The organism is Xylophilus sp. (assembly GCA_009914555.1).
Lineage (GTDB): Bacteria > Pseudomonadota > Gammaproteobacteria > Burkholderiales > Burkholderiaceae_C > WNDY01.
In genome coordinates this window covers 1-23687 of sequence record WNDY01000059.1, presented here as the reverse complement: position 1 = coordinate 23687, position 23687 = coordinate 1, and the positions used below count along the sequence as shown (strand labels likewise).

Here is a 23687-nt window from a genome sequence, read left to right as displayed (position 1 = left end):
TTGGGGATCGTGGGCAACGCCGCCGTTCGGGCGGCTATCGCTGCGTTCTTCGTTTTCGTCTTGCTCGTCGGCATACATGCTCCTCATTGACATGCTATGCCTCACACACAAAATTTCGGACAGGCTCCGTCCGCCCGCCTTTCGCTTTCGTTTCGTCGCCGCTTCTCCTCCACGCTCCATGCCGCTGACCTCCACGCCCCTGTCCCGCCGCCAACGATGGTTCGCCGCGGGGGCTTCGGCCTGTCTCGCGCTGGCCGCCGCGCAGGCCGGCATGGCGCTGCGCCCCCAGGCGGTGGCCGCTGCGGCGCCGCCCGAGGCCAACCGCATGCAGATGGAGCGCCAGCCCGATTTCGCGAAGATGCAGGCTGTGGGCGAAGCCATGTTCTTCGACCGCGGCCTCTCGGCCTCGGGTAGGGTCTCCTGCGCCAGCTGTCACGACCCGGCCCACGCCTTCGGCCCGTCCAACGCGCTGGACGTGCAGCCCGGCGGCCGCGACGGCCGCACCATCGGCACGCGCGCCGCGCCGTCGCTGCGCTACCAGCAGAACGTGCCGCCCTTCACGATGCACCGCTTCGACGACGACTTCGACGAGAGCGAGGACCAGGGCGCCGCTGGCGGCCATAACTGGGACGGCCGCGCCCGCACCCTGCACGAGCAGGCCGCCATCCCGCTGCTGGCTAGGCACGAGATGGCCAATGCCAGCCCGGCGGAAGTCGTGACCAGGCTGCGCGCCGCGCCCTATGCGGCGCAGTTCCGCGAGACCTTCGGCCAGGATGCGCTCGACGACGAGGGCCGCGCCTTCCAGTGGGCCACGCTGGCACTGGAGATGTTCCAGCAGGACCCGGCAAAGTTCTACCCCTACAGCAGCCGCTACGACGACTACCTGCGCGGCAAGGCGAAGCTGAGTGCGGCCGAGATGCGCGGTCTGGCGCTGTTCAATGCCGAGAACAAGGGCAACTGCGCCTCCTGCCATGTCAGCCAGGTCAGCGCCAACACCGGCGCCTTCCCGGCGTTTTCCGACTTCGGCCTGATCGCGCTCGGCGTGCCGCGCAACCGCGCGCTGCCGGCCAACCGCGATCCGGCGTTCCACGACCTGGGCGCATGCGGACCCGACCGCACCGACATCGATCCAAAGGCCAACCCCGAGCTGTGCGGCGCCTTCCGCACCCCCAGCCTGCGCAACGTGGCCGTGCGGCAGAGCTTCTTCCACAACGGCCTCTTCCACAGCCTGGAGGACGTCGTGCGCTTCTACGTGGAGCGCGACGTGGCGCCGCAGCGCTGGTACCCGGGCAAGGCCCACCGCCCGGACGACCTGCCGGCCGCCTATGCCGAGAACCTGAACATGGACCCGCCCTTCGGCGGCAAGCGCGGCGGCCGTCCGGCCCTCGACGAGGCCGAGATCCGCGACATCGTCGCCTTCCTGCGCACCCTGACCGACAAGGACATGGAGCCGGCCGCCCAGGCCCTGACCCAGCGCAGCCAGCCGGCGCGCATCGCTCACGGCAGGTAACGACAACGCGCCCGCGGCGCAGTACGCTCGGCTTGTCTTCACCCGACAAGGAAAAGAGCCATGCATGTCCTGCTGCCGATCGACGGAACCGAACTCTCGCTGCGCGCAGTGCGCTATGCCATCGGGCTGCACCACCAGGGCCTGCAGCTGCGGGTGCTGCTGGCCAACGTGCAGGAGCCGTCGAACTTCTACGAACTCGTCAACGCGCCCGACCCGGCCGTGCGCGAGAAGATCAGCGCCGAGGCCGGCCGCCACCTGCTGGCCCAGGCCCAGGCCCTGCTGCGCGAGGCCTGCATCGCCCACGTCGATGCGGTGGCCCATGGCGACCCGGCCCAGGCGCTGATCGAGCTGGCCGAAACGAACGGCATCGACCTGATCGTCATCGGCGGCCACGGCAAGGGCCTGCTGCGCTCGGCCATCGAAGGCTCGGTGTCGCTCAAGCTGCTGCAGGAGGCAAAGGTGCCGGTGCTCGTGGTCAAGGCGCCGCTGGCGGCCTGACGGACTGCCAGGGCAGCGCGACGGCGAGCCATGCCCCAGGGCAGAGATGATGCGCAGGCCAGGCACGCGGTCGGGATTGCGCGCTGGGCGCCACGCCGTCCGGCCGGCGCTGCGACACTGGCGGACTTTCCCGACCGCCCACCATGGACCTCCACCTCTGGACCGCCTACCTCATCGCCTGTCTGCTGATCGCTGTCTCGCCCGGCTCGGGCGCCGTGCTCTCGATGAGCCACGGCATGGCCTACGGGGTGCGCCGCACCAGCGTGACGATCGCCGGACTGCAGATCGGCCTGGCGGCGGTCCTGCTGACGGCGGGTGCCGGCGTGGGCTCGCTGTTGGTCGCGTCGGAGATCGGGTTCAACATCGTCAAGACGCTGGGTGCGCTCTACCTGATCTGGATCGGCTTCAGGCAGTGGACCGAGAAGGTGCAGGCGCCGGACGAAGGCGCGGACGCCCTCCCGGCGGCCGCGGCACCGGGCTGGCGCGGCCGGCTGGCGATTGGGTTTTTGACTAACGTGACCAATCCCAAGGGGATCCTCTTCATGGTCGCGGTGCTGCCGCAGTTCATCCGCCCAGACCGGCCGCTGGCGCTGCAGCTGCTGGTCATGACCGTGACCATGTGCGGCGTCGATACGCTCGTGATGCACGGCTACGCCTTCGCAGGCGGCGGCCTGCAGCGGCTGCTGCGCAACGCGCGTGCGGCCAAGGTGCGCAACCGCGTGTTCGGCGGGCTGCTGATGGGCGTGGGTGCCGGGCTGTTCTTCGTTAAGCGGCACCATGGGGTATAGGCCCGACAAAGACGTCATCAGACGTATTGGAGCGCAATCCCTCGGTCTTCAAAGGTCGGCGGGCACAAGGACTTGCCCCTCCATCAAGCGCCTCGCGCTTCAGTCAATCCACCCACCTGCTGGCGTTGCGCCAGATCTGGAACCACGGGCTCGGTGCGTCCAGCCCACCCGTGCGGGCCGCATCGGTCCAGCTGAACTGGACGTTGCGGAATACGCGCTCGGGGTGCGGCATCATGGCCGTGAAGCGGCCGTCGGGCGTGGTCACCGCGGTCAGGCCGCCCGCGCTGCCGTTCGGGTTGAACGGATAGACCTCGGTCGGCTGGCCCAGGTGGTCCACGAAGCGCATCGCCGCCACGGCCTGCGTCGGGTCGCCACGGCGCGCGAAGTTGGCATAGCCCTCGCCATGCGCCACGGCGATCGGCAGCCGCGCGCCGGCCAGGCCCTGGAGGAACAGGCTCGGCGAATCGAGCACCTCCACCTGCGACAGCCGCGCCTCGAAACGTTCGCTGCGGTTGGTGGTGAAGCGCGGCCAGGCCTCGGCGCCCGGGATGATGTCGGCCAGCTCGGCGAACATCTGGCAGCCGTTGCACACGCCGAGGCCGAACGTGTCGCCACGGCCGAAGAACGCGCGGAACTGGTCCGACAGCGCCGGGTTGAAGGTGATCGACCGGGCCCAGCCGATGCCGGCGCCGAGCGTGTCGCCGTAGCTGAAGCCGCCGCAGGCAACAACGCCGCGGAAGTCGGCCAGCGCGGCACGGCCGCTCTGCAGGTCGGTCATGTGGACGTCGTGCGCGTCGAAGCCGGCCTCGTTGAACGCGAAAGCCATCTCGACGTGCGAGTTGACGCCCTGTTCGCGCAGGATCGCGACCTTCGGGCGGTTCTTGAGCAATGCCGGCGCGACCGGTTCGCGCAGCAACGATTGCGCGGCCTCGGGCAGGTACACATGCAGCCCGGTGTCGTCCGGCGCGCCGGCGGCGGCGTGCTCGGCATCGGCGCACTCGGGGTTGTCGCGTTCGCGGGCGATCTTCCAGCTCACGCTGTCCCAGACCTGCTGCAGGTCGAACAGGCTGGCGTCGAACACCGCCTTGGCATCGCGCCAGACCTGCACGCGGCCCTTGCCGGCGTCGATCGGCGACGAGGCCGGCCGCGTCTTGCCGACGAAGTGGCTCCACTGCGACAGGCCGTGGGCGCGCAGCACCTGGATCACCTCGTTGCGCTCGCGGGTGCGCACCTGCAGCAGCACGCCGGGCTCCTCGGCGAACAGCGCCTTGAGCGTGAGCTCCTCGCGCCGCGCGCTGACCTGCGACGCCCAGTTCTTCGCGTCGCCGTATTCGGCGCGGCTGTCGCTGATGCCGTCGCCCTCGGTCACGAGCAAATCGACGTTGAGCGCCACGCCGACGTAGCCGGCGAAGGCCATCTCGCAGGCTGCGGCGAACAGGCCGCCGTCGCTGCGGTCGTGGTAGGCCAGGATGCGGCCCTGCGCGCGCAGTTCGTTGACGGCGGCGACGAGGTTCTTCAGGTCCGCGGCATCGTCGAGGTCCGGCACGGCGCCGCCGCTCTGGCCCAGCACCTGCGCCAGGATCGAGCCGCCCATGCGGTGCTGGCCGCGCCCCAGGTCCACCAGCACGAGCGTGGTGTCGTCCTCGGCCGCGTCGAGCTGCGGCGTGAGCGTGCCGCGCACGTCGGGCAGCGTAGCGAACGCGGTGACGATCAGGCTCACCGGCGAGGTGACCTTGCGGGCCTCGCCGCTCTCGGCGTCGCTCCACTGCGTGCGCATCGACAGGCTGTCCTTGCCCACGGGGATCGAGATGCCGAGCGCCGGACAGAGGTCCATGCCGACGGCGCGCACCGTGTCGTAGAGCGCGGCGTCCTCGCCGGGCTCGCCGCAGGCGGCCATCCAGTTGGCGCTGAGCTTGACACGCTTCAGGTCCACCGGCGCGGCCAACAGGTTGGTGATGGCCTCGGCCACCGCGAGGCGGCCGGAGGCCGGCGCGTCGATCGCGGCGACCGGCGTGCGCTCGCCCATCGCCATCGCCTCGCCCGCAAAGCCGCGGTGGTCGGCCAGCGTGACGGCCACGTCGGCCACCGGCACCTGCCAGGGGCCGACCATCTGGTCGCGGTGCGTGTGGCCGCCGACGGCGCGGTCGCCGATGGTGACCAGGAAGCGCTTGGAGGCCACAGTCGGATGGCTCAGCACCGCGATCGCGACCTGCTGCAGGTCGACGCCGGTGAGCTCGATCGGCGCGAAGGGGCGGGCCACGCGCCGCACGTCGCGGTGCATGCGCGGCGGCTTGCCGAGCAGCACGTCCATCGGCATGTCCACCGGCGCCGGGCCGTCGCTCTGCGCGTCGGCCAGCACGAGCTGGCGTTCCTCGGTGGCCACGCCGACGACGGCGAACGGGCAGCGCTCGCCTTCGCAGAACGCCGTGAACCGCGGCAGCGACGCAGGCGCGATCGCGAGCACGTAGCGCTCTTGGCTTTCGTTGCTCCAGATTTCCTTGGGCGACAGGCCCGATTCCTCGAGCGGCACGGCGCGCAGGTCGAAGCGGGCGCCGCGGCCGGCGTCGTTGGTCAGTTCGGGAAAGGCGTTGGACAGGCCGCCCGCGCCCACGTCGTGGATCGCGAGGATCGGGTTCGCGTCGCCCTGCAGCCAGCAGTGGTTGATGACCTCCTGCGCGCGGCGCTCGATCTCGGGGTTGCCGCGCTGCACCGAGTCGAAGTCGAGCTCGGCCGCGTTGGCGCCGGTGGCCAGGGAGCTGGCCGCGCCGCCGCCCATGCCGATGCGCATGCCGGGCCCGCCGAGCTGGATCAGCAGCGTGCCGGCAGGGAAGGCGATCTTCTTCGTCTGCGCCGCGTCGATGTGGCCCAGGCCGCCGGCGATCATGATCGGCTTGTGGTAGCCGCGCTGCACTGTGTCCACGTCGCTGGCGACGGCCTGCTCGTACTCGCGGAAGTAGCCCAGCAGGTTCGGGCGGCCGAACTCGTTGTTGAACGCGGCGCCGCCGAGCGGGCCCTCGGTCATGATTTGCAGCGGGCTCGCGATGTGGCCGGGCCGGCCGATGCTCTCACCCTCGGCGGGCCAGAGCTTCGATACCGTGAAGCCGGTCAGCCCGGCCTTCGGACGGCTGCCGCGGCCGGTCGCGCCTTCGTCGCGGATCTCGCCGCCGGCGCCGGTCGATGCGCCGGGGAACGGCGAGATCGCCGTCGGGTGGTTGTGCGTTTCCACCTTCATCAGCACGTGCTGCAGCGCGTTCTCGGCCGCATAGCGCGGCGCGCCGCCATCCCCGAGCTTCGCGGCGAAGCGCTCGACCTCGAAACCCTCGATCACCGAGGCGTTGTCGGAATAGGCCACCACCGTGCCCTGCGGATGCAGCTGGTGGGTGTTGCGGATCATGCCAAACAGGCTCTTGTCCTGCTGCTCGCCGTCGATGGTGAATTCGGCGTTGAAGATCTTGTGGCGGCAGTGCTCGCTGTTGGCCTGCGCGAACATCATGAGCTCGACGTCGGTGGGATTGCGGCCGAGCTTGCCGCCGAACGCATCGACGAGGTAGTCGATCTCGTCGTCGGCCAGCGCCAGGCCGAAGCGGGTGTTGGCTGCGGCCAGTTCGGCCCGGCCGCCGGCCAGCACGTCGACCTGTTCCATCGGCGCGGCATCGAGCGCGGTGAACAGCGCCTGCGCGGCGTCACGCGAGGGCAGGACCGACTCGGTCATGCGGTCGTGCAGCAGCGCGGCCACGGCCGCGCGCTGGGCATCGTCGAGCACTGCCTTGCCGCGCGACAGCAGCCCGCCGGCCTTGAGCAGCACGCGGTATTCGGTGATGCGCTCCACGCGGTGCACCGGCAGGCCGCCACCCGCCAACCCGCAATTGCGCGCGATGTCGGTCGCCTTCGACGCCCAGGGCGAGAGCGTGCCCAGGCGCGGCGTGACGACGAAGACCTCCCCTTCCTCGCTGCCGGCCCAGGGATCGCCGTAGGTCAGCAGCGCCGCGATGCGCCCGGCCTCGGCGGGCGCCGGTGCGTCCTGCGTGGCCACCAGATGCACGTAGCGTGCCGAGATGCCGACGATCTTCTCGTGGATGGCGGCAAGGCGGGGCAGGAGCTGGCGGACGCGGAAGTCGCTCAGGGCGTTGCTGCCCTCGAACTGGGTGATGTGCAGGGTCACGGTGGATGCCTGTGTCTTTGGCTGGGCAGGAGGTGGCGGCGCGGCCGCTGGATGGGGCCGGCGCCGCAGGCGGCGCGGGGCCGCCCGGGAAACTGCGCATTTTACCGGGCTTGGCCGGGCTGCCTGCGGGCCTGCGGGGCCGGATGGGATAATTCTGCCCATGACCATCCACTACAAGACACCCGAGGAAATCGAAGGCATGCGCGAGGCCTGCCGCCTGGCTTCGGAAGTGCTGGACTACATCACGCCGCACATCCGCCCCGGCATCACCACCAAGCGCATTGACGAACTGGCGGCGCAATGCCTGAAGGCCCAGGGCACGGTGTCGGCCGCCATCGGCTACCAGCCTCCGGGCTACCCGCCCTTTCCCGGCCATCTGTGCACCTCGGTGAACCACGTGGTCTGCCATGGCATTCCCAACGACAAGCCGCTCAAGAAGGGCGACATCGTCAACGTGGACCTGGACCTCATCACCAAGGACGGCTGGTGTGGCGACAACAGCCGCATGTTCCTGATCGGCGAAGTCTCGATCGCCGCCAAGCGCCTCGTGAACCTGACCTACGAGGCCATGTGGCACGGCATCGAGCAGGTGCGCCCCGGCGCGCGGCTGGGCGATGTGGGCCATGCGATCCAGAAGTTCGCCGAGGGGCATGGCCTGTCCGTCGTGCGCGAGTACTGCGGCCATGGCATCGGCCGCTCCGTCCACGAGGAACCGCAGGTGCTGCACTACGGCAAGCCCGGCACGCTGGAAGAGCTGCGCCCCGGCATGACCTTTACGATCGAGCCGATGCTCAACCTCGGCCGCCGCGAGGTCAAGGAGTTCGGCAACGACGGCTGGACCATCGTGACCAAGGACCGCAGCCTCTCGGCCCAGTGGGAGCACACGGTGCTGGTCACCGAGACCGGCTACGACGTGCTGACCGTCTCGGCCGGCAGCCCGGCCGTGCCGGCCTTCGTCAAAGGCTACGTGGACCCGCGCCAGCCAGCCGCCGCCGCGGCCTGAACGGCCGCCCGCCGCGGCCGCTCACCGCTGCCGCAGCAGCGCGGCGATCGCCTCCAGGGCGCCACCGGCCTGCGCCGCCGCGACGTTCAATCGCAGGAACGAGGGGTGCGCGCTCGAAAACAGACAGCCCGGGGCCACGAGATGGCCCTGCTCCAGCAGCCGCCGGCTCAGGGCGAGCGCGTCCACGCCCGGCCCCGCGTCGGCCCAGAGGAACAGGCCGGCATTCGCCGTGCTGCCCACATGCAGGCCCGCGGCCCGGGCCGCCTCGGCGACTGCCGGATGCGCCTGCGCCAGCCGCGCCCGCAGCAGGCCGCACTGGTGCCGGTAGCTGCCGTCCGACAGCAGGCGGTAGACAGTGCGCTCGGCCAGGCTGTTCGCCGCGATGCAGTGCAGGGCGCGGTAGGTCGCCATCCATTCGATGCGCTCGGCAGTGGCGGCGAGGTAGCCCACGCGCAACCCCGGCGCCAGCGTCTTGGAAAAGCTGCCGACGTGGATGACCCGCTGCAGCTGGTCCAGCGGCGCCAGGCGGGTTGCGGCAGGGCCGCCATGGTGGGGCACCAGGTCGCCGTACGTGTCGTCCTCGACGATGGTCAGGTCGAATTCCTCGGCCATGCGCAGGATCTGGAACGCCTTGTGCGGCGCCATGCTGCTGCCCGTGGGGTTGTGAAGCACCGAGGTGCAGAAGAAGTAGCGCGGCCGGTACTTCATGCACAGCGTGCGCAGGGCGTCGATGTCCGGGCCGTCGTCCAGCCGCGCCACGGCGACGGGCTGCAGCCCCGAGGACATCAGCCGGTCCACCAGCAGCGGCTGGCAGGGCTGCTCCACCAGCACGTGCTCGCCTTCGCTGCGCAGGAACGCCTGCACGACCAGGCCCAGCGCTTCCGTCGCGCCGCTGGTGACGATGATGTTCGCGGCGCCGGCCGGGATGCCGGCATCCTGCAGTTTCAGCTGCAGCTGCTGGCGCAGCGGCAGGTATCCCTGCGCTTCGCCATGCCGCGCCAGCCTTCGCTGGCTGCCCCGCGCCACCGTGCGCAGCGCGCTCGCGATGCCGGCCTCGGCGATCCAGTCCTCGGGCAGCGTGCCGATGCCGCTCTGGCTGGCGAGGCCCGGAGCCGGATGCTGCAGCGCAAGCCGCAGGCGCGTGACCTCGGCGAGGCCATGGGGGTAGAAGAGGCTCGGACGCGCCAGAGGCTGCTGCGACGCGCTGCGCACCGCCGGCGCCCTGACGTAGTAGCCCGAGCCCGGACGCGACTCCAGCAGGCCGTGCGCCACCAGCTTGTCGTAAGCCCGCGCCGCGGTGTCGCGGCTGATCTGGCAGTCCTGCGCCAGCTGGCGTACCGACGGCATGCGCGTGCCCGTACCGATTCTCCGACCACGGATGGCGGCCGAGACGCGCAGGAAGATGCGATCGACCAGCGAATGCGCGCCCTCTTCCCCGGTATTTTCCAGATCGGCCCTGCCGATAACAAAACCGTCCTCGCGGCGCAACTTCCTTTTACGCATTAGCTTTCTCTGCTGGCCGCCCCGCGCCTGTGGGAACATTGGCGAACTGTCATGAACACCAAGTCTGACAGTTCAGGCATGGCGACTCGATAGTGTACCGGCACTGGAGGGCCCCGGATGGATAACCTGCGGGCCGGCCTCCATCGCCTTCCACCGTATTGCCATGCCCATTCTTCTTTCATCCCATGCCCTGCCGCGCCTGCGCCGCAGCCTGGTGGTGCTTGCCGTGTCGGCGGCGGCCGCCGGCGCCGCGGCCCAAACGGCGGCCCCTCCCGCGGACGCCGCGCAGCATCGCTACCATCTGCCGGCCGCGCCGGTGGCCAACACGCTGCAGGAGATCGCCCGCGCCAGCGGCCGGAGAATCGTCGTCGACGCCGCGGCGGCAGCGGGCGTGCGCTCCGGCGCGGTCGACGGCACGCTGACCGTGGACCAGGCCATCGCGCGAGCCCTCGCGGGCACCGAGCTGACAGCCGGCCCCCAGGACGATGGCAGCATCTGGGTGACCATCCCCGCCAAGCTCGGCACCGTGCTCGTGGCGGCCACGCGCGACCCGGCGGAAACCAGCTTCAAGGCAGACCGCTCCGACACGGCCACGCGCAGCGGCACCAGCCTGATGGACGTGCCCCAGTCCGTGACCATTATCACGGGCAAGGTGCTGGAGAGCCAGCAGGCGCTGTCGGTGCGCGATGCGCTCGCCAACGTCAGCAGCATGGCCTTCACGCAGTCTCCGCAGGGCTCGCCCACCTTCTCGATCCGCGGCTACTCCTCCACTGCGGCGACGGTCAACGGCGTGGAAGACCGCTCGGCCTCGCTGACCAACGTCTTCGGCGTGGAGCGCATCGAAGTGCTCAAGGGGCCCCAGGCCATCCTCGCCGGCGCCAACTCGCTGGGCGGCGGCGTCAACGTGGTCACCAAGAAGCCCCAGGCCGACCCGATCCGCTCGCTGCAGTTGCAGTACGGCTCGCATGGCGACAAGACCGTCGCCGGCGACCTCGGCGGCGCCCTCACCGACAGCAGGAAGCTGAGCTACCGCCTGATCGCCTCCAAGAGCGATGCCCGCAGCAGCCAGGGCGGCTTCGACGGCCGCGAGGACGGCTCCGTGCTGGCGCAGCTGCGCTGGAAGGACGAAACGACCGACCTGATCGCCGGCCTGTCCTACGGCAAGCAGTACCAGCCGCCGCCGCTCTACACCTTCGCGCGCCGCGACGGCCGCATCCTGCCCGCGCCCGCGATCCGCCAGGGTAACCGGCAGGACGGTTTCGACTCCGAACAGAAGCGGGCCTTCTACCAGCTCGAACAGAAGATCGGCGGCGGCGCGACCTTCGTGTCGCGGCTGCAGCGGTCGCTGACCGGGCTGGACCTGCACCTGCGCTCGCCGTCCGGCCTGCTCTACGACACGGGAGCCGCCAACGATTCGCCCAACGGCAAGGTCACCTACTATGGCGGCCGCTCACACCAGGACGCGGCCCAGACATCCGGCGACCACTATTTCCGCATCGACAGCGCGACGGGGCCGGTGGCGCACAAGCTCTCAGTGGGCATCAACCATTCCTCGTACGATTACCGCCAGACCGAATGGAGCGGCGCTTCGGTCAGCCCGGTGGTCTACCCGGCCGACACGAGTTATGTCTTCCCCGACCTCGTCGCCAACGCGCAAACGCTGAGCAGCATCACCAACCAGACGACTGACCAGGTCGGCCTGTTCGGGCAGGACCTCCTACGCTGGGGCGACTGGAGCCTGCTGCTCAACCTGCGCCGCACGCGCTACACGAGCAAGAGCACGACCAACTACGTCTCGATCAACTACCTCTGGGACAACCCGAAGACCGAGGTGTGGACCACGACCCCGGGCGGCGGCCTGATCTACAACCTCACGCCCGAGACCTCGCTGTACGCGAGCTACGCCGAAGGCTTCGTGCCGCAGGCCACGGCCTCCTGCACGGGCGGCCTGGTGGACCCGATCACGACCCGCAACCGCGAGCTGGGCGCGAAGTTCGACCTGCTCGACGGCAAGCTCTCGCTGACCACGGCGGCCTTCGAACTCGCGCAGTCCAACACGCTGAACTACGACAGCATCAACAGGTGCTACAACGTGCGCGATTCGCAGGTCACCCGGGGGCTCGAACTGGACATCCAGGGGCAGCCGGCGCGCGGCTGGAACCTGATCCTGAACTACACCTACTCGACGCTGAAGGACGTCGGCAACCAGGCCACCGTCTACTACGGCCAGGCCAAGCACAAGGCCAGTCTGTGGACGACCTATGACTTTCCCGCCGAAGACCAGTGGTGGAAAGGCCTGGGCGTGGGCTTCGGCGTGACGGCAGCCAGCCGTCTCAACGGCACCTACGACGCCACCTATCCGTTCACCATTCCAGGCCAGGCGCAGTTCGACGCCAGCCTGTTCTATACCCGGGACAAGTGGAGCGTCATCTTCGGCGTGAAGAACATCGCCGACCGGCTGCTCTATGGCGTGTCTTCCAGCAGCGCCTACATTCCGGTGCTGGAAGGCCGGACCTTCCTGCTCACGGTGCGGCACAGCTTCGAATGATCCGCCATGCCGCCACGGGGCCGGCGCCGGCGGCCCGCCTCCTGGCGCAGGGCCGCCCGGGCATCCCGCAGCTGATCCTGCCGTTCTGGAAGTCGCAGGAGCGCGCCAGCGCGCTGCTCAAGCTCGCCGTCATCCTCGCCATCACCTTCGGCGGGACCTCGCTGGCGGTCTGGTCCAACCAGCTGCTCGGCGAGGTGACCGATGCGCTCGTCAACCGCCAATGGCCGCTGCTGTTCAGCGCGCTGCTGCTGAGCACGGCCGTCGGCCTGGCCAGCGGCGGCCTGACGGTGGCCGGTGTGGTGCTCAACAACCTGCTGGTGCTGCAATGGCGCACCTGGCTGACCGGCGAACTGCTGCGGCGCTGGACCGAGGAGCATGCCTACTACGGGCTGGAGCGCGAGACCCGCCTCGACAACGCGGACCAGCGCATCGCCGAGGACGTGCGCCTGTTCACCGAACAGACGGTGAACCTGGCGCTGAACTTCACCTCCGCCGGCGTGCGCAGCGTGGCCTATGGCTATCTGCTGTGGAACCTCGCCGGCAGCCTGCGGCTCGGCTGGGCGGGCCACACGATCCTTGTGCCGGGCTACATGGTGCTGCTGGCCTTCCTCTACGTCGGACTGGAACTGTGGCTGACGCACTGGCTCGGCAAGCCCATGGTGGGCCTGAACAACCGCAAGCAGACCGTGGAGGCCGACTACCGCTATGCCGCGATGCAACTGCGCGAGAACGCGGAGCAGATCGCCTTCTACCGGGGCGGAGCACGCGAGGGCGTGCGGCTGCGGGACCGCTTCGCCGACGTGCGGCGCAACGCGCTGGACATCATCCGGCGCAGCGGCAAGGTGCTGTTCGCGCAGTCGGCCTATGGCCACGTCTTGCATCCGGTCCCGACCATCGCGGCGCTGCCGCGGTACTTCGCCGGCGAAATCACCCTGGGCGGCATGACCCGCATCGTCGACGCCTACCGCCTGCTGCTGTCGCCCCTGTCGTTGGCCAACCAGGCCTACCTCGGCATCACCGCTTGGCTGGCGGTCTGCAACCGGCTGCGCGACCTGTACTGGTTCCTGGAGAAGACGGGGAGCGCCGCCGGCGGCATCTGCGTGGGGCACGCACCGCAGCAGGAACGACAGCAGCCGCAGGCCCTGGCGACGTCCGCGCTGTGCCTGCGCACCCCGCAGGGCCACCGGCTGGCCGACGTGGCGCCGCAGCGCGTCGCCGCGGGCGAGCGCTGGCTGGTGCGCGGCGCGTCGGGCGCCGGCAAAAGCACGCTGCTGCGCGCGATCGCCGGCCTGTGGCCGCATGGCGAAGGCGAGATCCTGCTGCCGGCCGGGGCATCGACGATGTTCCTGCCGCAGCGCAGCTACATACCCGACGGCAGCCTCAAGGCCGCGCTGGCCTATCCGGCCGGGCCGGAGCGCTTCGCCGACGAAGCCTGCCGGCAGGCGCTGGCGGACGTCGGCCTCTGGCGCGGCACGTCGTCGCTGACGGCCTCGGCGCGCTGGCAGCAGGAGCTCTCCGGCGGCGAGCAGCAGCGCCTGGCCATCGCGCGGGCGCTGCTGCACCGGCCGGACTTCCTGTTCCTCGACGAAGCGACCAGCGCGCTCGACGAAGCCAGCGAGGCCCGCGTCTACGAGACCCTGCTGGCCGTGCTGCCCGGCAGCGCGCTGGTCAGCGTGGCGCACCGCAGCACCTTGCTGAAATACCACGACCGGGTGCTCGAACTGACGCCGGCCGCCCGTTCCTGAGCCCGCGGGCGCGGCCCGCCCCTCATTCGGCAGGCCGCAGCACCCTGCCCAGCAGCGCCCGCGCCTGGTCCGCGCCACGCAGGGCGTGGGCGCGCGCATGCCGGTTGCGCTCCCGCAGGCGGGCGGCGACGGCGGCGTGCTCGATCTCCAGGAAGTCGAACACCGTGCGCTGCTCCTGCGGCCGGCCGGCCAGGTGCGCGGCATGCATTTCGCCGAGCAGCCGCCGGACCTGCGCGTCGTCCTCGGGCGTCCAGCCGAAATCCTCGTCGGCCTCCATCGCATGCAGCAGCAGGCGCTGCCGCAGCACCTCGGCCACGGCGGTGGCCGATCGCAGCGGATCCCAGGCGGCCGCTTCCACCACGCCCCCGGCGGCGCGCAGCCATGCCGCGCCCGGCGCCTGCGGCTGCCCGCCGGCCGGCAGGGGCGCCGCGGCGTCGGTGGCCCGCACGGCGCAGCGGCGGGCCGCCCGCCACTGCGCGGCATCGGCCTCGCCGCCCCGGAGCAGCCGCCGATGCAGGGCGGCCACCACGCCGCGGGCCTCGTCGAGCGCGCCGCCCGGCACGCGCGCAAGCGGCATGGCGTCGAGCACCTCGCAGATCAGCCGGCTCCCGCGGCGGGCGAGGTCGCTGCCGGGCGCGACGCCGCGCAGCAGTTCCTCCACCCGCGCCGGGGCCCCGGCGGCGAGCAGGTCGAGCGCGTAGGCCAGCCAGCGCGGCAGGCCCAGGCGGTCCTCCCACCGCGCCGCATCCGCGGTTTCGGCCAGGCAGCCGGCGACGCTGCCCTGCGCGCCGTTCCACAGCAGCGCGCCCTCGGCAAGCCGGCCGGCGTCTGCATGGGCGGCCAGGCGCTGCAACGCGGCATCGCGCACCTCGGCGCGGGCATGGAAAGCCTGCAATCCCACCGCTCAGTCCTCCAGGTACCGGTCGAGCATGGCCGCCAGCCGGCTCTTGTTGGACAGCCCCAGCACACGCTCGCGCTCCACGCCGTCCTGCCACAGGATCAGCGTGGGCAGGCTGCGCACGGCGAGGCGCTCCACGGCCGCGGCATTCGCATCCGCGTTGATCTTGGCCACGCGGATCCCGCCCGCATACTCGGCAGCCAGTTCCTCCAGCAGCGGCGCCAGCAACCGGCAGGGGGCGCACCACGGCGCCCAGAAGTCCAGCAGCAGGATGCCGGGCGGCCGGAGGACGTCCTCCTCGAAGGAGGCATCGGTGACGCAGAGGATCGGATTCGGCAAGGGCATGCGATAGGGTGCCGCGCAGCGGCGCTGGGGTCGGAGGGCGGCGGGGACGGAGCCCGCCGGTCGGCGCGAAGGCTAAGCGACATTCCGGGGGCCGAACCGGTACGGCCGGCCCGCGCCGGCCCCTTGCGCACTGCCCGCCAGGCCATGACAGTTGGCCCCGCTCGCATCCGCCGGGCGGACCCGGGGCTGCCGGCAGGCGACAATGGAGCGGCCGCCTTGCGGCGACGCTGCATTCCAAGCCATGACCGATCTCTCCTCCCTCCGCGAAGACTTCCGCGCGCGCAAGGCCGCGCTGCTCGATGGCGTGGCCGCCGGCGGCGCGCGCGCCTCGCTGCGCGGCGTCCATGGCCTGTTGCGCGACCTCGCGGCGCTCGTCGACGACACGCTGCGCCAGCTCTGGCAGCGCGCCGGCTTTCCCAACGGCTTCGCCCTCGCGGCCGTCGGCGGCTATGGCCGCGGCGAGCTGTTCCCGTATTCCGACGTCGACGTGCTGGTGCTGCTGCCCGAAGGCACCTGCATCGATGCCGATGCGGCGCTGCAGGCCCGGGCCGAATCCTTCATCGGCAGCTGCTGGGACGCCGGGCTGGAGATCGGCTCCAGCGTGCGCACCGTGGGCGAATGCGTGGACGAGGCCGCGCGCGACGTGACCGTGCAGACGGCGCTGCTCGAATCGCGCCGCATCGCCGGCTCCGAAGCGCTGTTCGGCGCCTTCCGCGAGCGCTTCCGCGCCGGGCTCGACCCGCGGGCTTTCTTCGTGGCCAAGTCGCTGGAGCTGCGCCAGCGCCACCACAAGTTCGAGGACACGCCCTACGCGCTGGAGCCCAACTGCAAGGAATCGCCGGGCGGCCTGCGCGACCTGCAGGTCATCCTCTGGGTGGCGCAGGCCGCGGGCTTCGGCGACAGCTGGGACGCGCTGGAGCGTTCCGGCCTCGCCACGCATTTCGAGGTGCGGCAGTTGAAGCGCAACGAGGCGCTGCTGAGCCTGATCCGCGCACGGCTGCACGGTGTGGCCCGCCGCCGCGAGGACCGGCTGATCTTCGACCTGCAGACCGCCGTGGCCGAGTCGTTCGGCTATGCCAACCGCATGTCGGCCGACGGACGGCGCGTGGCAGTGCGCGCCGGCGAGCAGCTCATGCGCCGCTACTACTGGGCGGCCAAGGCGGTGAGCCAGCTCCACCAGATCCTCATGCTCAACATCGAGGAGCGGCTGGCGCCGCGCCCGCATGCGCTGCGCCGCATCGACGACCGCTTCTTCGACAAGGCCGGCATGATCGAGGTGGCGAGCGACGACCTCTACCAGCGCCACCCCGACGCGATCCTCCAGACCTTCCTGGTCTACGAGCAGACTGTGGGCGCCGATGGCCTGTCGGTGCGCACGCTGCGCGCGCTCTACAACGCGCGCCATGCGATGGGCGCGGCGTTCCGCGCCGACCCGGCCAACCATGCGACCTTCCTGGCCATCCTGCGGCAGCCGCGCGGCATCACCCATGCGATGCGGCTGCTCAACCAGACCTCGGTGCTCGGCCGCTACCTCGCGCCGTTTCGCCGCATCGTCGGGCAGATGCAGCACGACCTGTTCCACGTCTACACGGTGGACCAGCACATCCTCATGGTGCTGCGCAACGTGCGGCGCTTCTTCATCGCCGACCATGCGCACGAGTACCCGCTGTGCTCGCAGCTCGCCGCGGGCTGGGACAAGCCCTGGCTGCTCTACGTGGCGGCCCTCTTCCACGACATCGCCAAGGGCCGCGGCGGCGACCATTCGGAGCTCGGCGCCGAGGAGGTCCGCACCTTCTGCGCCCAGCACGGCATCGCGGCCGACGACGCCGCGCTGATCGAATTCCTGGTGCGCGAGCACCTGTCGATGAGCAACACGGCACAGAAGGCCGACCTCAGCGACCCCGACGTGATCGCCGCCTTCGCGGCTCGCATGGGCACCGAGCGCCGCCTCACCGCGCTCTACCTGCTGACCGTGGCCGACATCCGCGGCACCAGTCCCAAGGTCTGGAACGCCTGGAAGGGCAAGCTGCTCGAAGACCTCTACCGCCTGACGCTGCGCGCGCTCGGCGGCGGCGCGCCCGACCCGCAGGCCGAGGTCGAGGCGCGCAAGCGCGAGGCGCTGGTGCAGCTGGCGCTCTCGGCCCTGCCGCACGATGCGCAGAAGCGGCTCTGGAGCACACTCGACGTGAGCTACTTCATGCGCCACGAGGCCGGCGACATCGCCTGGCACACGCGCCAGATCTCGCGCCACCTTGCGCTGCACGGCGGCGCAACGCTGGTGCGCGCGCGCCTCTCGCCGATCGGCGAAGGGCTGCAGGTGCTGGTCTATACGCCGGACGCGTCGGACCTGTTCGCCCGCATCTGCGGCTACTTCGACCAGGCCGGCTTCAGCATCCTGGACGCCAAGGTCCACACCACCACCGACGGTTTCGCGCTCGACACCTTCCAGGTTGTCGCGCCCTCGCTGCCCGAGCACTACCGCGAACTCACCGGCCTGGTCGAGGCCGACCTGGCCCGCACGCTGCGCGAGGCCGGGCCGCTGCCCGCGCCCGGCAGGGGCCGGCTGTCGCGCCGGGTCAAGAGCTTCCCCGTCGCGCCGCGCGTGAGCCTGGCACCCGACGACAAGGCCCAGCGCTGGCTGCTGACCATCTCGGCCAGCGACCGCGCCGGCCTGCTCTACCGCGTCGCCCGCGTGCTGGCGCGCCACCGGATCAACCTGCAGCTCGCCAAGGTCACGACGCTTGGCGAGCGGGTGGAGGACATCTTCCTGGTCCAGGGCCCGCAGCTGCAGCACAACAAGGCGCAGATCGCCATCGAGACAGAACTGCTGGACGCACTGTCGCAGGAGTGATACCCCCCGGGCAACTGCTTCGTGGCGCTCAGTCTTCAGCCGCTGGCGGCATATACCCCTGGTATAAACTGCAGGCCTTGCTTCCGGTCCGGCGCAGCGCCGCCGCCCGCGTTCCAGCGCACAATCTCAGCCCCGCAATCCGGCCCGTTGCCGCTGCGACCCCGCATGCACCAAACCACGCCACGCCGTCCGTCCCCGTCCGTCCTCTCGCCCCTCCGTGGCGCCATCGGGCTGCTCGCCCTGGTCCTCAACACGCTGTTCTGGTGCATCCCGCTCTTCGTGCTGGCGCTGGTCAAGCTGGCCCTGCCGTTCGAGCCGGTGCGCCGCCTGCTCGACCACTGGCTCAACGCCCTGGCCAGCGGCTGGGTGGCCGGCAACGGTGCCTGGATCCGGCTCGCCCTGGGCACGCAGTGGCAGGTGAGCGGCACCGACGGCCTGCGCTACCGGGGCTGGTACCTGGTCAACTGCAACCACCAGACCTGGGTCGACATCTTCGTGCTGCAGCACGTGCTGCACCGGCGCATCCCGCTGCTCAAGTTCTTCCTCAAGCAGGAGCTGATCTACGTGCCGGTGATCGGCCTGGCCTGGTGGGCGCTGGACTTCCCGTTCATGCGCCGCCATTCGCGCGCCGCGCTGCGCCGCAACCCCGAGCTGCGCAACCAGGACCGCGAGACCGCGCGCCGCGCCTGCGCCAAGTTCCTGCGCGTGCCCACGAGCGTGATGAACTTCGCCGAAGGCACACGCTTCACCCCGGCCAAGCATGCCGACCAGGCCTCGCCCTACCGCCATCTGCTCAACCCCAAGGCCGGTGCCATGGCGATGGCGCTCGGCGCCATGGGCCCGCGCTTCGAGGCGCTGGTGGACGCCACCATCGTCTACCCCGACGGCGTGCCGAGTTTCTGGGACTTCCTCTGCGGCCGGGTGCCGCGCATCGTCGTGCAGGTGCGCGAACTGCCGATCCCGCAGGACTTCTTCACGTCCGACTACGAGACGGACAAGCCCTTCCGCACCCGCTTCCACCGCTGGCTGGCGGCGCTGTGGGAGGAGAAGGACGCGCAGATCGAGGCGGTGCTCTCCTCGCGCGGCTGAGCCGGCCTGCTACAGCCGCGCCTCCAGCCATCGGCTGTAGCGCGACAGCCCGAAGCACAGCACCCAGTACACCAGCGCGATGAACAGGTAGCCCTCCAGGTAGAACGGCCGCCAGACCGGGTCGCCGCCGAGGGCCAGGCCCAGCGCGCCGGTCAGCTCGTAGAGGCCGACCACGGTGACGAGCGACGTGTCCTTGAGCGTGCCGACCACGCTGTTGGTCAGCGCCGGCACCACGGCCCGCAGCGCCTGCGGCAGCACAATGTGGCGCTGCACCGCCCAGGGCGCCATGCCCAGCGCCACGGCCGCATCGACCTGACCGCGCGGCACCGCCTGCAGCCCGCCGCGGATCGTTTCGGCCAGGTAGGCCGCGATGAAGATGGCCATGCCGATCAGCACGCGCAGCAGCACGTCGGGTCGCCAGCCCGCAGGCCACAGCAGCGGCAGCAGGAACGAGGCCATGAACAGCACCGAGATCAGCGGCACGCCGCGCACCAGCTCGATCCAGCTCGCGGCCAGCGTGCGCGCGAGCGGCCAGCGCGAGCGCCGGGCCAGCGCCAGCGCCAGGCCGAGCGGAAAGGCCAGCGCCAGCGCGACGACCGTGAGCCCGATGGTCAGCGGCAGGCCGCCCCAGCGGCTGGTGGGCACCGGCTCCAGCCCGACCACGCCGCCGCGCATCAGCAGCACGGCCGCGGGGAGCGCGACAGCCCAGAGCAGCGCCAGCCCGCGCCGCCAGGCGCCGGGCCAGGCGGACAGCAGCGTCACGCCGGCCAGCAGCGCGGTCGCCACGGCCGGGCGCCACTGCGCCTCGTACGGATAGCGGCCGAAGACCAGCACCCGCCATTTCTCGACCACCACGCCCCAGCAGGCGCCATGCCGCGCAGCCCGGCAGGCGCCTGCATCGGCGCGGAACACGGCATGCAGCACCGCCCAGTCCACGACATGGATGCATACCCACCCCAGCACCAGCCCGAGGCCGGCGCTGGTCGCCAGCCTCAGCGGGGTACCCCCCAGCTCCTTCCACACGGTGCGGGCCGTCATTGTGCCGTCCCGCGCAGCGCTACGCGCGCGTTGTAGACATTCATCGCGAGTGCGATCGCCAGCGACAGCAGCAGGTAGACCGCCATGACCACAGCGATGCATTCGAACGCGCGGCCGGTGGAATTGAGCGACGTATTCGCCACCGACACCAGCTCCGGATAGCCCACGGCCACGGCGAGCGAGGCGTTCTTGGCCAGGCTCAGCAGCTGGTTGGTCAGCGCCGGCACGATCACCCGCAGCGCCAGCGGCAGCACCACGAGCCGCATCTGCTGCGCCGGCGAGAAGCCGACCGACTGCGCAGCCAGCACCTGCCCGCGCGGCACGGCCTGGATGCCGCCGCGCACGATCTCGGCGACGAAGGCGGCCGAGTACAGCGCCAGTGCGCCGGTCACGGCCAGGTATTCGGGCGTGAGCGCCGCGCCGCCGATCACGCCGAAGGCGGTGCGCTCGGGCCATTCGAGGCGGCCGCCCTCGCCGAGCCACGGCAGCGCGAGCCCCGCCTTGCTGAGCCACAGCCCGCCGCCCAGGGCCAGCGGCGCGGTCGGGTCCGGCAGCAGTTGCGCGAGCGCGAAGTAGAGCATCAGCATCTGCACCAGCAGCGGCACGTTGCGGATGGTCTCCACATACACGCCGCAGAGCCAGCGCACCAGCAGGTGCGGCGCGAGCCGGCCGATGCCCAGCAGCGTGCCCAGCGCGACGGCGAAGGCGGCGGCCGGCACGGCGGCGCGCACCGTGTTGGCCAGGCCCGCGAGGAAGGCCCGCCAGAACGGCTGGCCGGCGTCGAACGCGAGCCAGCCTTCCGACAGGCCGAAGCCCGCGGGGTCGCGCAAAAAGTCGAAGCCGGAGCGCACGCCGCGCGCGCGCAGCACATCAAGCGCATGCTGTACCAGCGCCCAGGCGGCTGCCGCGATCAGCATGGCCAGCAGGATCTGCGCGCCGATCTGGAGAAGACGGCGCAGCGCGGCACCGGAGGGAGGGGGCGAGGACATAGGCCGATTATTTCCCGCCCCGCCCGCCCCCACGGCCGGACAGCTACACACCCAGCCAGCGCAGCAGCAGCTCGTTCACCGCCTCGGCCCGTTCGTACTGCACCCAGTGGCCGGCATCCGGCACCACGTCGAGCGTGCGGCCGGGTTGGCCGGCGCCGAGCAGCGCGGCGGCCTCGTGCGGCTCGGCCGTCACGTCGTGCCCGCCCCACGCCATGCGGATCGGCCGGCCGAAGTCCGCCAGGACCTGCGGCAACTGCCCCGCCTGCGATATCGCCTTGCTGCGAAAGCGCGTCGCCAGGCAGGACCGCTCGTGCACCTCCAGCGCCAGAGCATCGTCGCCGCGGTAGTTGGCCAGCATGAAGGCGCCCAGGTTCCGCGACAGCGCCTCCCGACGGGCCTGCGGGTCCGGCAGCCGCCAGTCCACCAGCGGGGCCGTCTGGCGCCGGCGCGCGCCGTGGCCGCCGCTGCCCAGCAGCAGCAGCTGGCGCACCCGCGGCAGCCGCGCTGCCAGCCGGCCGGCGATGGCGCCGCCGAACGAGAACGCGGCTAGGTCGAACGGCACGCCGCCGGGCAGCAACGCGTCGAGCCCCGCCTCCAGCTGCGCGAGCAGCGCATCGGCGCGGCCCGCGTCGTGCGGCAGCAGAGACAGATTGTCCGAATCGCCGAAGCCCGGCATGTCGGGCGCGATCACCTGCCGCCGGGCGGCCAGCACCTCGACGTTGGCGATCCAGTGGACCCAGCTGCCGTGGCCGCCGTGCAGCAGCACCAGCGGCGCGCCAGTGCCCCAGATCCGCCAGTGCACGGCGCAACCGTCGTGCCGGACGATATGGCGCGCAGCAACGGCGTCGATGCGGGCGATGCGCGCGCAAGCGTCCGCGACGGCTGCGGAGCCCGGCAAGGGAGGTGTGGCGGACGGTGGTACGGTGCTGGGCATTGCCGGCAATGTCGCGGAGTTCGATTGCGGCTCACCCTCGAGCCGCGCCGCTGTCGCAATCCTCTAGAAACTGTGGCCTATGCCGATCGTGATGCCGTTGGCCCGCGAACGGTTCGCCGCCCCCTGGTAGCCCCTGCGCCAGCGGGTGGTGTCGACCTCGGCGAACAGCTTGCTGCGCTTGGACAGCTTGTACTCGCCGAACGCGATCAGGCGCAGGTAGCCATCGTCCACCAGCCCGGTGCGGTCGCGGCGCAACTCATAGGCCGCCGCCGTCAGGTCCACGGCCGTGGTGGCCGACCAGGTGGCGCCGGCAGAGTAGACGCGTTGCTTCGTCTTGGTGGTGGCGGTGGTGTCGCCCTGGCTGCGCGCGGCGCTGGCGGCGAGGCGCCAGCTGCCGATCCGGTAAGCCGCGCCGGCCACGTAGCCGTCGAGCTCGCGGGTATCGGCCGCCCGGAACGTCTGGTAGGCCCCCGACACCGTCAGGCCCGCATGCGAGTACTGCACGCCGGCCCCCTTGGAAGACAGGGAGGAGGTACTGCCGCTGGCCTCGCCGAATCCGTACATCGCGCTGAAAGTCAGCCTGCCCACGGTGTTGACGTACTTCAGCGAGTTGTCGAGCCGGTACGAACTCGTGGTGGAACTGGTGGAGCCGAACTCGATGCCGAGCCCGTGCGCGTTGAGCGCCGAGGTGACGATGTTGGGGTTGATGCCCGCGAACCGCAGCCCGAGGGGGTCGACCGCCACCACGGAATCCGCAAGCAGCACGATCTGCCGCCCCGCCGTCAGCGTGCCCCACGAGCCCGACAGGCCGAGCCACGATGCACGGTCGAAATACTTCGTGCTGTTGAGCGGGGCGCCCGTATCCACCGCGATCCCGGATTCGAGCGCGAAGCTGGCTTCGAGCCCTCCACCCAGGTTCGCCCGCCCGCGGATGCCCCAGCGGCTGGTGTTGTCGGCGCCGCTGGCCAGCGAGCTGGTGCTGCCGCTACCCGGCGCATTCCCCGCGGTCAGACCCGATGCGCGGCGCACACCCAGGTCGATGATGCCGTACAGCGTCAGATTCGACGTTTGCGCATAGACCGGCACGCAGCACAGGGCCGCACCGGCCATTACCAGTTTTCTCATGGATGTCTCCTCTCGTTCATGGTCATGAATCATTCGTCCGTACTGCATGGGCACGCATCGCGGGGCCCGCAGACGGCCTGCGCATGGTCTCGCAGCACTGTCCGCGCCTGCGCTTCCGATATGGCGCGCAGGCCTGACTAAAGTGCATGCCATTGCGGCAGGGACATCCTCGCGCGCAGGGCACCGGCGTCCCGCCTGCAGGCGTCAAAGACCAGCCAGCTGAATGCGCTGCCCGCCGGCATCCGTGTCGTGCACAAGCCCAGGACCATGCCAAGGCACCGCCGACCCGGCATCAAGCCGAGCGAACGCTTCGTTGGAAACATGGGGCCGCGGGAAGGCGCTGCATGATCTTGCCCCCGTTTCACGGACACCCCTATAAGCGATTAACTATCGCAATAGGAGGTGGGCGATGACCAAGAGCAAGGCAGGCAGAAAGGGGCAGGAGTTCAGCCTGGAGTTCAGGCAGCAGGCACTGTTGCGAGCGGCCACAGAAGGGGTAACCACGGTGGCTCGTGATCTGGGGTTGCAGCCTGCCCAGCTGTACAGTTGGCGCGCCCAGGCGCGGCGGCACGACCAGGACGATCAGGCACAACGCTTGGAGTTGGCCGAACATGCACGGCTCAAACGTGAAGTGGCGCGGCTGGAGGAGGAGAACGCTTTC

At 70.8% G+C, this 23687-nt stretch carries 17 protein-coding genes; 9 read left to right on the top strand and 8 right to left on the bottom strand.

Annotation, left to right across the window (positions count from 1 at the left end):
* Nucleotides 1–178 precede the first annotated feature (178 nt).
* The 3 genes from GAK38_RS19580 to GAK38_RS19570 all read left to right on the top strand — a co-directional run bounded on the left by GAK38_RS19580 (nucleotide 179) and on the right by GAK38_RS19570 (nucleotide 2796).
* The gene (locus GAK38_RS19580) at nucleotides 179–1510 is read left to right on the top strand and encodes a cytochrome-c peroxidase (RefSeq protein ID WP_325346629.1); all 1332 of its coding nucleotides are present in this window, start codon (nucleotides 179–181) and stop codon (nucleotides 1508–1510) included.
* A 60-nt stretch (nucleotides 1511–1570) separates the two neighbouring features.
* Complete coding sequence (locus tag GAK38_RS19575) at nucleotides 1571–2008, top strand: universal stress protein (protein ID WP_325346628.1); 438 nt, start codon at nucleotides 1571–1573, stop codon at nucleotides 2006–2008.
* Between the two features lie 143 nt (nucleotides 2009–2151).
* Nucleotides 2152–2796: a LysE family transporter gene (locus GAK38_RS19570; RefSeq protein WP_325346627.1), complete on the top strand. Its 645-nt coding sequence runs from the start codon at nucleotides 2152–2154 to the stop codon at nucleotides 2794–2796.
* A 103-nt stretch (nucleotides 2797–2899) separates the two neighbouring features.
* Here GAK38_RS19570 and purL read toward each other — a convergent pair whose 3' ends face one another.
* Entirely contained in the window at nucleotides 2900–6958 is a 4059-nt protein-coding gene (gene purL, locus GAK38_RS19565; RefSeq protein WP_325346626.1) for a phosphoribosylformylglycinamidine synthase, read from the bottom strand.
* 160 nt (nucleotides 6959–7118) lie between these two features.
* Here purL and map point away from each other — a divergent pair, with 160 nt between their 5' ends.
* Nucleotides 7119–7961, top strand: coding sequence for a type I methionyl aminopeptidase (gene map / locus GAK38_RS19560; protein WP_325346625.1), 843 nt, complete (start codon nucleotides 7119–7121; stop codon nucleotides 7959–7961).
* 21 nt (nucleotides 7962–7982) lie between these two features.
* Here the strand turns inward: map and GAK38_RS19555 are convergent, their stop codons facing one another.
* The gene (locus GAK38_RS19555) at nucleotides 7983–9464 is read right to left on the bottom strand and encodes an aminotransferase-like domain-containing protein (protein ID WP_325346624.1); all 1482 of its coding nucleotides are present in this window, start codon (nucleotides 9462–9464) and stop codon (nucleotides 7983–7985) included.
* A 163-nt stretch (nucleotides 9465–9627) separates the two neighbouring features.
* Here GAK38_RS19555 and GAK38_RS19550 point away from each other — a divergent pair, with 163 nt between their 5' ends.
* Together GAK38_RS19550 and GAK38_RS19545 are read left to right on the top strand one after the other, a co-directional pair.
* On the top strand, nucleotides 9628–12012 hold the full coding sequence (locus tag GAK38_RS19550; protein WP_325346623.1) for a TonB-dependent siderophore receptor: 2385 nt from the start codon (nucleotides 9628–9630) through the stop codon (nucleotides 12010–12012).
* Nucleotides 12009–13757: an ABC transporter ATP-binding protein/permease gene (locus GAK38_RS19545; protein WP_325346622.1), complete on the top strand. Its 1749-nt coding sequence runs from the start codon at nucleotides 12009–12011 to the stop codon at nucleotides 13755–13757. Before GAK38_RS19550 ends, GAK38_RS19545 begins: the two co-directional genes overlap by 4 nt.
* Nucleotides 13758–13779: 22 nt before the next feature.
* Here GAK38_RS19545 and GAK38_RS19540 read toward each other — a convergent pair whose 3' ends face one another.
* Together GAK38_RS19540 and trxA are read right to left on the bottom strand one after the other, a co-directional pair.
* The gene (locus tag GAK38_RS19540) at nucleotides 13780–14658 is read right to left on the bottom strand and encodes a hypothetical protein (protein ID WP_325346621.1); all 879 of its coding nucleotides are present in this window, start codon (nucleotides 14656–14658) and stop codon (nucleotides 13780–13782) included.
* A 3-nt stretch (nucleotides 14659–14661) separates the two neighbouring features.
* Entirely contained in the window at nucleotides 14662–15000 is a 339-nt protein-coding gene (gene trxA, locus GAK38_RS19535) for a thioredoxin (protein ID WP_325346620.1), read from the bottom strand.
* Nucleotides 15001–15241: 241 nt separating this feature from the next.
* On the opposite strand from trxA, the gene GAK38_RS19530 reads away from it, so the two are divergent.
* Nucleotides 15242–17851 (top strand): [protein-PII] uridylyltransferase, encoded by a 2610-nt coding sequence (locus tag GAK38_RS19530; RefSeq protein WP_325346619.1) that lies wholly within the window; start codon nucleotides 15242–15244, stop codon nucleotides 17849–17851.
* A gap of 165 nt (nucleotides 17852–18016) precedes the next feature.
* A complete protein-coding gene (locus GAK38_RS19525) occupies nucleotides 18017–18940 on the top strand; it encodes an acyltransferase (RefSeq protein ID WP_325346618.1) in 924 nt (307 codons plus the stop codon).
* Nucleotides 18941–18949: 9 nt separating this feature from the next.
* Here GAK38_RS19525 and GAK38_RS19520 read toward each other — a convergent pair whose 3' ends face one another.
* The 4 genes from GAK38_RS19520 to GAK38_RS19505 all read right to left on the bottom strand — a co-directional run bounded on the left by GAK38_RS19520 (nucleotide 18950) and on the right by GAK38_RS19505 (nucleotide 23026).
* Nucleotides 18950–19978, bottom strand: a complete 1029-nt coding sequence (locus tag GAK38_RS19520) for an amino acid ABC transporter permease (RefSeq protein ID WP_325346617.1) — start codon at nucleotides 19976–19978, stop codon at nucleotides 18950–18952.
* Nucleotides 19975–20967 carry an ABC transporter permease subunit gene (locus GAK38_RS19515; RefSeq protein ID WP_325346616.1) on the bottom strand — a complete coding sequence of 331 codons (993 nt, stop codon included), beginning with the start codon at nucleotides 20965–20967 and terminating at the stop codon, nucleotides 19975–19977. The genes GAK38_RS19520 and GAK38_RS19515 overlap by 4 nt, the downstream gene beginning before the upstream one ends.
* 43 nt (nucleotides 20968–21010) lie before the next feature.
* Nucleotides 21011–21865, bottom strand: a complete 855-nt coding sequence (locus tag GAK38_RS19510; protein ID WP_325346615.1) for an alpha/beta fold hydrolase — start codon at nucleotides 21863–21865, stop codon at nucleotides 21011–21013.
* A gap of 99 nt (nucleotides 21866–21964) precedes the next feature.
* Nucleotides 21965–23026, bottom strand: a complete 1062-nt coding sequence (locus GAK38_RS19505) for a porin (RefSeq protein ID WP_325346614.1) — start codon at nucleotides 23024–23026, stop codon at nucleotides 21965–21967.
* Between the two features lie 409 nt (nucleotides 23027–23435).
* Between GAK38_RS19505 and GAK38_RS19500 the strand changes: the two genes are divergently transcribed.
* Nucleotides 23436–23687: transposase (locus tag GAK38_RS19500; protein WP_291781585.1), on the top strand; the 252-nt coding region annotated here is incomplete at its 3' end.

Coding starts and splice junctions, on each gene's coding strand:
- GAK38_RS19580 (WP_325346629.1), top strand. CDS start 179: ATGCCGCTGACCTCCACGCCCCTGTCCCGCCGCCAACGATGGTTCGCC.
- GAK38_RS19575 (WP_325346628.1), top strand. CDS start 1,571: ATGCATGTCCTGCTGCCGATCGACGGAACCGAACTCTCGCTGCGCGCA.
- GAK38_RS19570 (WP_325346627.1), top strand. CDS start 2,152: ATGGACCTCCACCTCTGGACCGCCTACCTCATCGCCTGTCTGCTGATC.
- map (WP_325346625.1), top strand. CDS start 7,119: ATGACCATCCACTACAAGACACCCGAGGAAATCGAAGGCATGCGCGAG.
- GAK38_RS19555 (WP_325346624.1), bottom strand. CDS start 9,464: ATGCGTAAAAGGAAGTTGCGCCGCGAGGACGGTTTTGTTATCGGCAGG.
- GAK38_RS19550 (WP_325346623.1), top strand. CDS start 9,628: ATGCCCATTCTTCTTTCATCCCATGCCCTGCCGCGCCTGCGCCGCAGC.
- GAK38_RS19545 (WP_325346622.1), top strand. CDS start 12,009: ATGATCCGCCATGCCGCCACGGGGCCGGCGCCGGCGGCCCGCCTCCTG.
- trxA (WP_325346620.1), bottom strand. CDS start 15,000: ATGCCCTTGCCGAATCCGATCCTCTGCGTCACCGATGCCTCCTTCGAG.
- GAK38_RS19530 (WP_325346619.1), top strand. CDS start 15,242: ATGACCGATCTCTCCTCCCTCCGCGAAGACTTCCGCGCGCGCAAGGCC.
- GAK38_RS19525 (WP_325346618.1), top strand. CDS start 18,017: ATGCACCAAACCACGCCACGCCGTCCGTCCCCGTCCGTCCTCTCGCCC.
- GAK38_RS19520 (WP_325346617.1), bottom strand. CDS start 19,978: ATGACGGCCCGCACCGTGTGGAAGGAGCTGGGGGGTACCCCGCTGAGG.
- GAK38_RS19515 (WP_325346616.1), bottom strand. CDS start 20,967: ATGTCCTCGCCCCCTCCCTCCGGTGCCGCGCTGCGCCGTCTTCTCCAG.
- GAK38_RS19505 (WP_325346614.1), bottom strand. CDS start 23,026: ATGAGAAAACTGGTAATGGCCGGTGCGGCCCTGTGCTGCGTGCCGGTC.